Source organism: Peribacillus sp. 05N428, from assembly GCF_056397085.1.
Genome location: NZ_JBFTMS010000027.1, coordinates 51,216 through 63,511 on the forward strand (window position 1 = coordinate 51,216; position 12,296 = coordinate 63,511).

The following is a 12,296-nucleotide window of genomic DNA, read 5'->3' on the forward strand; positions in this document are numbered from 1 at the left end:
GAATAGAAGTTAACTTAAGAATATACAGATCGGAAGGCCATGGCTTCATTGCCCTGATGACAGGAGCGGGAAATTATGAAAAGGTGGACGATTTATTGGAGTTTGCCTGCCGTTTATTTATGGCTTGTACAATTTGGACGTTGATCTCCGCTCCAGGCACTCGCTTTCCGAGGGCGGTCCGCCCTCGGCTTGCGCCTGCGGGGTCTCCCTAAACGCGCTTTTCCCGGCCCAATTCTCTTAACTGCCAAAATTGGAATTTCAAAAGGGTTTCGGAATTTTTTAATTCCGAAACCCTTTTGTCTACAAACTGCGATGCGCCGATTTATTGGCGTATCCTATCAGTTATTTGAACAAGTCAGGTTGAACAGTCTGCGAGTTCAACAGCTTCCCCAATCCTTGGTCATGGCGTGATAGGACCTTTTTCAATAAACAAATGGACGTCATCATTGGTTCATATTCACTAAGCAAACAGTTAACCCTGCCTTTTTCAGTAAACCGCTTTAATATTTTAGAACAAATTCGTTTATGGTTTTCCGATAATCTAGTAAACTTACAATGTAAGGTTCAATTGGGTCTTAATGTAAAATATGTGATATAGAGAAGACATGAAATAATAGTGATAATGTGAATCCCGGGAGGTAGAGAATGATTTATAAGCAGGTCAATCAAAAACTGGAAATGGTTCTGGGGAATATCGAAAAGGTGATTATCGGAAAACGGGATATAGCAGAACTAAGCATCGTGGCACTCCTTTCCGGCGGACATGTCTTATTGGAGGATGTTCCGGGTGTGGGAAAGACAGTCATGGTAAGGGCATTGGCAAAATCAATAGGTGCAAGCTTCAAGCGAATTCAATTCACGCCTGATTTACTTCCTTCGGATGTTACTGGCGTTTCGATCTTCAATCCTAAGGAACAAGAATTCATCTTTAGGCCAGGTCCGATAATGGGCCATATTATTTTAGCTGATGAAATAAACCGGACCTCGCCGAAAACCCAGTCTGCATTGCTTGAAGCGATGGAAGAGGCAAGTGTGACGATTGATGGTGTCACAAGAGGATTGGAGAAGCCCTTTTTCGTAATGGCGACACAAAATCCAATCGAGTACGAGGGAACATATCCGCTGCCGGAGGCTCAATTGGATAGATTCCTATTAAAAATGAAAATGGGCTATCCAGGTGTGGAAGAAGAGATAGAGGTTCTACATAGGGCTCAATACACGGCACCGCTAGAGGAATTGGAATCCGTCATCACCTTGGATGAATTGATAGAATTACAGGCTGAGGTGAAAGCGGTGATAGTGGATGACACAATAAAACGGTACATTGTTGAATTGGCGAATCAAACACGTTCACATGAAGGGGTCTACTTAGGGGTGAGCCCTCGTGGATCGATAGCATTGATGAAGGCAGCCCAGGCTTACGCGCTGATCCAGGGCAGGGACTATGTTCTGCCTGACGATGTTCAATATTTAGTGCCTTTCGTATTTTCCCATCGGCTTATTTTGAAGCCTGAAGCGAATTATGAGGGCTTCGATGCTGGAATGGTGATACATGAAATTGTCGCGACAACAAAAGTGCCTGTGAAGCGGGCTGTGACCTAATGCGAAGATTCATCAACATTCTAAGGGGAAATATCAGTGTGATCGGACTTGTATTACTCATGACTGTTTCCTTTTGCTATGCAATGTTTCAAGGCGGTTTTGTCAGTTGGTTCATTTTTTATTCATTTTTGCCGTTTTCTGTGTACGCTTTGATCCTGCTGTTTTATCCGCTGCATGATTTTACCGTTGAGAGAAAGGTCAATAAAAGGGAATGCCAGGCTGGTGAATCTGTTGAGATAGCATTGACGTTTACGCGTGAAAACCGGCTGCCCCTATTATTTATGGTGGTAGAGGAGGAATTTCCTCAGCAGATGGAAGATAGGGGACTACAAAGGAAAATAATTATCTTTCCGGGATTCAAGCGTACCTTCAGCATGTCATATACCTTGGAAAACTTGCAGCGGGGAGAGCATTCGTTTCAATCGATCCGCTTTTGGATTGGGGACTTTTTCGGGCTGGTCGAAAAGGAAGCGATATATAGTTCACCTTTGAAAATAACCGTTTTTCCTCGTTATCACGAGCTTGCCTACAGTGATCTTGATCGAGTGTTCAATCAGGGGGCAGTGGTTTCAACAAAGAAAACACAACGGGAACATTCAGTGGTCTCCGGTGTAAGGGAATATCAGCCAGGCGATCAATTGTCTTGGATTAACTGGAAGGCGACTGCCAGGACGAGTGAAATCATGACGAAGGAATTCGAGGTGCAGAAAAACCGGGATGTATTCATCATGCTTGATGAAAAGCCTTCTGATTTATTCGAAGAATCCATTGAAATGGCAGCTTCTATTGCCCATGCCATGTTAAAGAAAGGCATGGAAATTGGGTATGTGAGTATGGGGTCGAGGTTAATCATACCGGCAGCAGCAGGCAACAAACAGAAACGAAAGATTTTTTACCGGCTTGCTAAAGAAGAGCCGGGTGTTGTAAACGCATTGAACGAAAATGTCCGGGAGGGAATTCTTCCGGCAAACGCTGCTGTGATATTCATCGTTTCAGACTTAACCTTAGAAAAGGTGGACTTATTGAGTGCTTTCCGGCCTAATCAGGGATTGATGTTATGCGTGAAGAAACAGGCAGATCTTACTGATGAGGAAAGGTTTTCAATGTCTACAGCTGTTTCGAGGGGGATAAAGATTAGCTTTTTTGAACATGGTCATCTAAAGTTTGGCAGATCAGAGGTGATGGTGAAATGAATGTCACTACCGAAAAATTGGAAAGGTTCATGCACGTCCTCATGTATGTATTTGGTTTGTTGTTGATTACTGAATGGTTAAGGCCTGTCGATAGACTTACCGATACAGGTAATATCATCATTTTTATCTTATTTTTGTTCTACTCCCTGCTACTGCATTATTTCCGCATACATTGGTCGATCCGATTTATTCTCATTAGTGCTTATATAATGATTTCATTACAGTTCCTCCATTCAAAAGAGGCTTTATATCAATTGTCATGGCTGAAAGGGTTTCTAGCAGATTTTAAGGGCAATCTTGGTTTTATATATGATGGGAATTGGGAGTTGATCACAAATCCATTTCGAACGTTTCTATTTTTTGTCCTTCTTTGGCTTGTGACATATTTGATCCATTACTGGGTGATGGTGAGGCAAAGCATCTTTTTCTTTTTTATGTTAACGGTGATTTTTATATCTGTACTCGATACATTCACTCCTTATGCGGGGGATAGGGCAATGATAAGAATCATCATCATCGGGTTTTTGATGCTCGGCTTGCTTTCCCTGCTGCGGCTAACGATACAGGAGAGGATTAAGTTCCCGATGGCTTCCATCAATAAGTGGATCTTGATGCTGACCGGCATGATATTGGTAAGTGTCCTTGTCGGTTTCGCTGCCCCAAAGCTCTCTCCACAGTGGCCGGACCCGGTGCCTTATATTACTTCCTATTCTGATAAAGCTGTGAAAGAAGACGGTGATTCGAAGCGTAAAAGTGTCGGATATGATGAAGACGATTCGGATCTTGGCGGTTCGATAGAGCCGGATAGTTCCATCGTTTTTTATAATAATGCTTCTGCAGGACATTACTGGAAAGTCGAGAACAAGAATATTTATACCGGTAAAGGGTGGGTTTCCATACCGGAAACGGAATTTCACACTTTTTCCAACGGGCAGGATATGGCAACTTTAGATATTTACGACGTCCCTGAATTGGTGAGGACTGAAGAAATGACGGCAAAAGTATCCATGACGGAATCATATTCACATATCCTTCATCCGCAGTCCGGATATGTAAAAAAGATTGAGGGCAAAAACGGGCAGGATTTCAAATATTATCAGGAGAGGGACAAATTTATTTCTGAACAGGGTAATGGCGAACGACTTTCCATGAAAGAGTATGAACTGGTTTATGATATGCCAAGTTTTGATATAGCTGAGTTAAGGAAGGTGACGGAACCCGACGATTCCATGGATTTATTAATGGAAAAAAACACTCAGCTTCCAGAGGGATTGCCAAACCGGATATTTGAATTGGCCTCCCGGCTGACAAGGAATGAAACGAATTGGTACGATAAAGCAAAAGCCATTGAGGATTATTTTGACGGAGCTGAATTCATTTATTCCAAGGACGATATTCCGTATCCAGAGAGCAATCAAGATTATGTCGATCAATTTTTATTCGAGACACAGATAGGGTATTGCGATAATTTTTCAACTGCCATGGTCGTTTTACTAAGGGCCGCCAATATACCTGCAAGGTGGGTAAAGGGCTATACCGAAGGGGAAAAATCAATACTTGATGGCGAATCCGTTTATAAAGTGACCAATAATAATGCACATTCCTGGGTCGAGGTTTATTTTTCAGGGATAGGCTGGATTCCCTTCGAGCCGACAAAGGGTTTCAATGGAGAAGTTGAATTTTACGATTCGGAATTGAAACAGGAAGCAATCAAGAAACCTGAAGAAACCCCGACTAATGAAGAGCAAACAAAGAAAGAGACCAGGGAACGCCAGGATACACCAGATAGGGAAACTCAATCCTCCGTGAAAACGGGTTTTGGGAACATAAAAGGGTTCTTAAAATGGTCTGCAATCACATTATCAGGTGGATTGATTTTTGCTTCTATCGGTTATTTCCTCAGAAGGAAGTGGATTCCTCATCTGCAGATTCTTCGTTATAGAAAGAAAACCGATGCTCATTTCTCGACAGCTTATTTAATATTATTGAAACAATTAAAACGGGCTGGTTTAGTTCGGCCGGAGGGGCAAACCTTAAGGGAGTACGCCGCCTATGTGGATGCAGTGTACGCTACAGATGAGATGAGTGAATTGACGGCTGGATACGAGTTAATGATATATCGTGGAGACGCGGAAGATGGGGAATGGAAACACTTTCAAAAGGGTTGGGAAAGCTTAATGAGAAAAACTAGCTCTTGACCAGGTTTTTATTATATTGATACAATAACAAAAACTAACTTAAACTAATATATCCTTCATATATCCTCGATAATATGGATCGAAAGTTTCTACCGAATCACCGTAAATGATTTGACTATGAAGGCGGATTTTAACAGGAAAGCTGAAAATCTGCCTTCGTCTGTACTTTTTCTGTATTTTTGAGGGTGGATTTTTAGTTTTTCTTTTTTTATGATAATATTTTTTATAAGAATTATCACTCGATTTTATGAGTGAATTACATTGATAGAGGTGACGTTTGTGCCGGGGAAAACAGAATTGCAAAAAAACCAGGAAATGATCGTAGTACTTGATTTCGGAAGCCAATATAATCAATTGATCACTCGTCGTATCCGTGAATTTGGTGTGTACAGTGAGCTTCATCCTCATACAATTACTGCAGAAGAAATTGAGAAAATGAACCCAACGGGAATCATCTTCTCAGGGGGCCCGAACAGTGTTTATGATGCAAATGCATTTGGTTGTGATGAACGTATATTCGAAATGGGTCTTCCGATTTTCGGTATTTGTTATGGCATGCAGCTTATGACCAAACATTTTGGCGGTAAGGTGGAGCCAGCGAAGAACCGTGAATACGGAAAAGCGACACTTGCTATCCAAAATGAGTCCAAGTTATTCAGTGACCTGCCAAAAGAACAAATCGTCTGGATGAGCCATGGTGATTTAGTGGTGGAAACGCCTGAAGGTTTCCAAATAGATGGGACGAACCCGTCTTGCCCAATTTCGGCTATGAGTGACGAGTCTCGTAAATTGTATGCTGTGCAATTCCATCCAGAAGTCCGTCATTCCGTATACGGTAATGACATTTTGAAAAATTTCGTATTCGGCGTTTGTGGCTGTAAAGGTGACTGGTCAATGGAGAACTTCATTGAAATCGAGATGGAGAAAATCCGCCAAACGGTCGGAGATAAAAAAGTGTTATGCGCATTGAGCGGCGGGGTGGATTCATCCGTTGTTGCTGTATTGATCCATAAAGCGATTGGCGATCAGCTGACATGTATTTTCGTTGATCATGGATTACTTCGTAAAGGGGAAGCCGAAGGTGTAATGGAAACATTCAGGGAAGGTTTCAATATGAACGTAATCAAGGTCGATGCAAAAGAACGTTTCCTATCGAAGCTTGCTGGCGTTTCAGATCCTGAACAAAAACGGAAAATCATCGGTAACGAGTTCATCTACGTATTCGATGACGAAGCAACGAAGCTCGAAGGAATTGATTTCCTTGCACAGGGTACACTTTACACAGACATTATTGAAAGTGGTACGGCCACTGCACAAACAATTAAATCACATCACAACGTTGGCGGTCTGCCGGAAGATATGCAATTTAAATTGATTGAGCCTTTGAACACACTATTCAAGGATGAAGTGCGTGCACTTGGAAGTGAAATGGGCATTCCGGACGAAATCGTTTGGCGTCAACCATTCCCTGGTCCAGGTTTAGGTATTCGTGTATTAGGTGAAATTTCAGATGAAAAACTAGAAATCGTTCGTGAGTCTGACCATATTTTACGTGAAGAAATTAGAAAAAATGGTTTGGAACGCGAAATTTGGCAGTACTTTACGGTGCTTCCTAACATTCGTAGCGTAGGGGTAATGGGCGATGCACGTACGTATGACTATACAATCGGAATCCGTGCGGTTACGTCCATTGACGGAATGACATCCGATTGGGCAAGAATCCCATGGGATGTACTTGAAATCATCTCAACGAGAATCGTTAATGAAGTAAACCATGTAAACCGCGTCGTTTATGACATTACGTCTAAGCCGCCTGCAACGATCGAGTGGGAATAGTAGATTAAAACCATCCAATCAGTGAAGGAATTAACCTTCACTGATTTTTTTGTTGAAATAGTATTTGAATATGTAGATTCCTTACATTTTACGTATGTTGGCGAAGATATAGCCATGATAAGTAAGGGATATATAGCGAAACGCGAACATTGCCTAAAATTACATAAAAATTATTCGTTTGGTATATTGACGATTATTTTAGTGACTGATAAACTATACCTATAATAATAAAAAAACATAATTGTCGTATAATATTGGGGATATGGCCCAAAAGTTTCTACCAAGCTGCCGTGAACGGCTTGACTACGATGTGGAAGGATTGGCGTGTTTGGATAAACCGCCACTTCTTTACATGACCGCAGTCAAGCCCCGTTCGTAAGCGAATGGGGCATTTTCTGTTGGCACGATTTTATGATGGGGGAGACTCATAATGAAAAATTATTTTCGGTTTAACGAGCTGGGAACTAATTATCGCCGTGAAATACTTGGTGGACTAACTACTTTCCTTTCAATGGCATATATCCTGGTTGTAAACCCTGTAATGCTGACTTTACAAAGCATCGAGGACTATCCGGATGAACTAAGAATGGACTACGGAGCGGTTTTTGCCGCAACCGCATTGTCAGCCGCAATCGGCTCGATATTGATGGGACTCATAGCCAGATATCCAATCTCGCTCGCGCCGGGTATGGGATTGAATGCTTTCTTCGCTTTTACCGTTGTGCTTGGCTTTGGAATTCCTTGGCAGACGGCTTTAACAGGAGTATTGATTTCAGGTATTATCTTCGTTTTACTTTCCCTATCGGGAATACGTGAAAAAATCATTAATGCAATTCCAGTCGAATTGAAATACGCAGTTGGAGCCGGTATCGGTTTATTCATTACTTTTGTAGGGTTTCAGAATGCTGGTATCATCACGAATGATGACAGCGTTCTTGTCGGACTGGGCGATTTGACATCAGGAAATACTTTATTGGCTGTGTTTGGAATTGTCGTAACCGTCATTTTGATGACGAGAGGCGTCAAAAGCGGCGTGTTCATAGGAATGGTCATTACAGCCATTGCAGGAATGATCTTTGGACAAGTTCCGGTGCCGGACAAAATTATCGGTGCCGTTCCTAGCATAGCGCCTACATTCGGGGTTGCGTTCGATGCCTTTGGAAATCCCGGTGATCTCTTCACTGGTCAAATGTTAATCGTGATACTGACTTTCTTGTTCGTAGCATTCTTTGATACAGCCGGTACGCTGGTGGCTGTCGCACAACAAGCTGGATTGATGAAGGATAATGTTCTTCCTAGAGTGGGTAAAGGATTGCTTGCTGATTCATTATCCATCGTTTCAGGTGCAATTCTTGGTACATCCACCACGACATCTTATGTAGAGTCCACATCAGGTGTTGCTGCTGGTGCTCGAAGCGGTTTTGCGGCTGTAGTGACAGGGTTGCTGTTTGTCCTATCCCTTTTCTTCTTCCCGCTTCTATCAGTGGTGACATCTGCTGTGACTGCGCCGGCATTGGTTATAGTCGGAGTATTAATGGCATCATCACTTAAAAATATTGACTGGCAAAAGTTTGAAATTGCGGTTCCGGCCTTCTTTACGGTCATCATGATGCCTATGACATATTCAATTGCAACAGGTATAGCTTGCGGATTCATCTTCTATCCAATCACTATGTCGATGAAAGGAAGAGCAAAAGAGGTTCATCCGATCATGTGGGGTCTTGGAGTCGTCTTCCTGCTATATTTCATTTTCTTGAAGTAATAATGCAAGTAAGTAAGGAGAGTCCTGATTTCGGGGCTCTTCTTTCATGTTGTAAGAGAAAGCTCATATCGTGTATAGTAATAGTACTAAGTACTAAGTACTTTATCCTGTATGGGGCATAGGGATGACTTTGAGAAAAAAAGAGGGAGAAAAATGAATGGTTTTATCGTTGAAAAGGTTTTGAACAATAATGTGGTGATTGCCACGCATCCGTCGTATGGAGAAGTCGTTACTATTGGAAAGGGCTTAGGCTTCAACCGAAAGAAAGGCGAAGAGTTGAGTCCGGAACTAGCGGAGAAAACGTTTGTCCTGAAAAATGTTAAGGAACAGGAAAGTTACAAAAAACTCTTGCCGCAAATCGACCAAAATCTTCAAGCAGCCATTATAGAATCCATTCATCTCATTAATGACCGGGTAACCGGAAAGCTAAATGAACATATACATGTCGGTTTAACAGATCATTTATTGTTCGCCCTTCAGCGTGTTTCACAAGGAATGACTATCAAAAACCCATTCTTGAAAGAAACGATAACCCTTTATCCTTTTGAACATGATATTGCTGTCGATGTAGTAGAATTAATTCAAGATAAGACAGGCATAGGCCTGCCCCAAGGGGAAATCGGTTTTATTACGCTTCATATTCATAGCGCAATATCAAATAAAGACTTATCGGAAGTCAATCAGCATTCGCAGTTAATCTATCACCTTATCCAAGTTGTTGAAGAACAGCTCAATGTGAAAATTAATAAGGATAGCATAGACTATTCACGTTTGGTCCGTCATTTAAGATTCATGATAGACAGGGTGCTTGCTGGGGAAAAAGTAGAGGAACCTGAAAAAATAGCAATGCTATTGAAAGAAGAATATCCTTTGTGTTACAATATCTCTTGGAAGCTAATAAAAATTATGCAGCAGAAATTAGGCAAGCCGGTTTGTGATGCGGAAGCTGTCTATCTAACGATGCATATCCAACGATTACAAAAGAAAATTAAATAAACATACATTAACTTACGTGTTACTGATTCGATCAGGCATAAGTGAGGAGAATGATTGTTATGAAAGAGGGTATTATATACCTGAATTTTCATTTCAATCCTATCTTTGCTTATGCCTTTTTTGTATTTGAATTCTGATGCGTGGGAAGATGAATACCATCGTAAATGTAACCGTTTTATTAGCATGGAAAAACAGTAAAGAGGAGGAAAACCTATGTTTAAGAAGTTGTTTGGTGTTTTGCAAAAAATCGGTAAAGCTTTGATGCTTCCTGTAGCCATTTTACCAGCGGCCGGAATTTTGCTTGCGTTTGGTAATGCATTGCAAAACGAAACTTTGTTGGATATCGCCCCGTTTCTTGCGAGTGGCGGAGTGGAAATGGTCGCATCGGTAATGGAGAATGCCGGAAATATTATTTTTGGGAATCTTCCCTTGTTGTTTGCTGTGGGGGTCGCAATTGGGTTAGCTGGTGGAGATGGTGTTGCCGGCCTTGCCGCGATTATCGGTTTCTTGATTATGAATGTAACGATGGGAACTGTTCTTGGCATTGACGCTGCCGACATTGAGAACAATAGTGCGGTGTATACCAATGTTCTGGGAATCCCGACGTTGGGAACAGGTGTGTTCGGCGGTATTATCGTCGGTGTCATGGCTGCTGTTATGTATAATAAGTTTTATGAAATTGAACTGCCATCTTATTTAGGATTCTTTGCAGGTAAACGTTTTGTACCCATTGTAACAGCTGCAAGCGCAGTTATTCTTGGGCTGCTGATGATTTTGATTTGGCCAACGATTCAATCGGGGTTAAATTCATTTTCCGAAAATATGTTGGGTGCTAACCTGACACTTGGAGCTTTCGTGTTTGGGGTTGTAGAACGTGCGCTGATTCCTTTTGGATTGCATCATATCTTCTATTCTCCATTCTGGTTCGAATTTGGCAGCTATATCCCTCAAGGAGGGGGAACGCCAGTCAGAGGAGACCAGGCCATCTTCATGGCACAAATTAAAGATGGCGTACAGAATTTAACGGCCGGTACCTTCATGACTGGTAAATATCCATTCATGATGTTCGGGTTACCAGCTGCAGCTTTGGCCATTTATCATGAAGCAAGACCGGAAAGAAAGAAAATAGTCGGGGGATTGATGGCTTCTGCAGCACTTACATCATTCTTGACTGGGATTACTGAGCCACTTGAATTTGCATTCTTATTTGTTGCACCGGTACTTTTCGGGATTCACTGTCTGTTTGCCGGTCTATCATTCATGACCATGCATTTACTGGACGTGAAAATCGGGATGACGTTCTCGGGTGGTTTGATCGATTACGTACTGTTTGGTTTAATCAATCCGCAAACCAATGCATGGATTGTTATTCCGGTTGGTTTAGTCCTTGCGGTTATCTATTACTTTGGATTCCGATTTGCAATAAGGAAGTTTAACCTTAAAACTCCTGGTCGTGAAGTGGAAGAGGATGAGGAAGCGGAAGAATCTACAAGTTCTGCTGGAAGTCTTCCTGGGGATATCTTGGATGCCATGGGCGGAAAAGAAAACATCTCTCACTTGGATGCCTGCATTACCCGTCTTCGTGTATCGGTCAATGACATCGGTAACGTTGATAAAAATAGGCTGAAGAAACTTGGTGCCGCTGGAGTTCTGGAAGTGGGCAATAACATCCAGGCTATCTTCGGACCTCGTTCAGAAACGATCAAGGGGCAAATGAAAGATATCATTGATGGAAAAAGGCCTCGTAAAGTAGAAGCGTCTCCTGAAGTAGGTGTGGAAAAGCAAATCGAGGATGTGGTCCCGAAACCTTTACGGACGGATGAAGTTTCCGAGCGCTTTGTTTCTCCTATTAATGGGGAATTAAAACCGATCACGGAAGTGCCTGATGCAGTTTTTGCTGAAAAAATGATGGGCGATGGATTTGCAATTGTACCCGAGGATGGGTTGGTTGTTTCTCCTGTGGACGGTACGATCGTTAATTTATTCCCGACTAAACATGCAATAGGTATCGTTTCCGAAGCTGGACGTGAAATCTTGATTCATGTCGGGATCGATACAGTTAAGTTGGAAGGCAAAGGTTTCGAAGCACTTGTCGCTCAAGGAGATAAAGTGACAAGCGGGCAGCCATTGCTTAAAGTTGATATAGAGTATGTCAAAAACAATGCTAGCTCTATCATTACGCCAATCGTCTTTACTAACCTTTCTGAAGGTGAAAGCGTCAAGATTGAAAAGGCCGGAAATGTAGATAGGGAAGAAGCGGACGTAATCTCCATCAATAAATAATCATTAATAAATAACGGGAGGGTGGCTATAATCAGCTGCCCTCCTGTTTTTTTTGATGATTCTTTGGCATGGACCGGCTTTTATAGAAAGAAAGTGGTTTAGTGAAAAAAATGAAGTTAATTTTAAAAGATTAAATTGACTTATCTATATGCAAGTGCTAATATATTAAATACACCGCTTGAGACAAACAAGACAAACAAGTAAATGATAACTTGTTGTTGACTTTGTATTTGGAGGATGTTATACTAATAAAGTCGCTAAACGAAGCGATGGAAAATATTGCTCTTTGAAAACTGAACAAAACAAAGCGCCAACGTTAAATTTTAAGTGAGCACACACTATCAAAAAAGCAAATGAGCAAGTCAAACATTTCTTCGGAGAGTTTGATCCTGGCTCAGGACGAACGCTGGCGGCGTGCCTAATACA

Annotated in this window: 8 protein-coding genes and 2 riboswitches; of the genes, 7 read left to right on the forward strand and 1 reads right to left on the reverse strand. The window is 41.8% G+C overall.

All coding sequences use genetic code 11. The annotated features are described in order from the left end of the window. Nucleotides 1-645: 645 nt before the first annotated feature. The 7 genes from AC1DIV_RS21085 (at nt 646) to ptsG (ending at nt 11,870) form a co-directional block, all read left to right on the forward strand. On the forward strand, nt 646-1,602 hold the full coding sequence (locus AC1DIV_RS21085) for an AAA family ATPase (protein WP_063595380.1): 957 nt from the start codon (nt 646-648) through the stop codon (nt 1,600-1,602). Between the two features lie 38 nt (nt 1,603-1,640). Further along, nucleotides 1,641-2,795: a DUF58 domain-containing protein gene (locus tag AC1DIV_RS21090; protein WP_323599202.1), complete on the forward strand. Its 1,155-nt coding sequence runs from the start codon at nt 1,641-1,643 to the stop codon at nt 2,793-2,795. Beyond that, complete coding sequence (locus AC1DIV_RS21095) at nt 2,792-4,993, forward strand: DUF4129 domain-containing transglutaminase family protein (RefSeq protein WP_477577354.1); 2,202 nt, start codon at nt 2,792-2,794, stop codon at nt 4,991-4,993. The genes AC1DIV_RS21090 and AC1DIV_RS21095 overlap by 4 nt, the downstream gene beginning before the upstream one ends. Nucleotides 4,994-5,029: 36 nt before the next feature. After that, nucleotides 5,030-5,131: riboswitch (purine riboswitch) on the forward strand. Between the two features lie 141 nt (nt 5,132-5,272). Beyond that, nucleotides 5,273-6,829 (forward strand): glutamine-hydrolyzing GMP synthase, encoded by a 1,557-nt coding sequence (gene guaA / locus AC1DIV_RS21100; protein WP_048689550.1) that lies wholly within the window; start codon nt 5,273-5,275, stop codon nt 6,827-6,829. A 224-nt stretch (nt 6,830-7,053) separates the two neighbouring features. Beyond that, nucleotides 7,054-7,155, forward strand: a riboswitch (purine riboswitch). 104 nt (nt 7,156-7,259) lie between these two features. Beyond that, the gene (locus AC1DIV_RS21105; RefSeq protein WP_034306155.1) at nt 7,260-8,591 is read left to right on the forward strand and encodes an NCS2 family permease; all 1,332 of its coding nucleotides are present in this window, start codon (nt 7,260-7,262) and stop codon (nt 8,589-8,591) included. A 153-nt stretch (nt 8,592-8,744) separates the two neighbouring features. After that, the gene (gene glcT, locus AC1DIV_RS21110) at nt 8,745-9,587 is read left to right on the forward strand and encodes a glucose PTS transporter transcription antiterminator GlcT (protein WP_034306152.1); all 843 of its coding nucleotides are present in this window, start codon (nt 8,745-8,747) and stop codon (nt 9,585-9,587) included. Between the two features lie 213 nt (nt 9,588-9,800). After that, nucleotides 9,801-11,870, forward strand: a complete 2,070-nt coding sequence (gene ptsG, locus AC1DIV_RS21115) for a glucose-specific PTS transporter subunit IIBC (protein ID WP_477577355.1) — start codon at nt 9,801-9,803, stop codon at nt 11,868-11,870. A 240-nt stretch (nt 11,871-12,110) separates the two neighbouring features. Here ptsG and AC1DIV_RS21120 read toward each other — a convergent pair. Continuing rightward, nucleotides 12,111-12,296, reverse strand: a 186-nt coding sequence (locus AC1DIV_RS21120; protein WP_477577357.1) for a hypothetical protein, incomplete at its 5' end; no start/stop codon positions are given.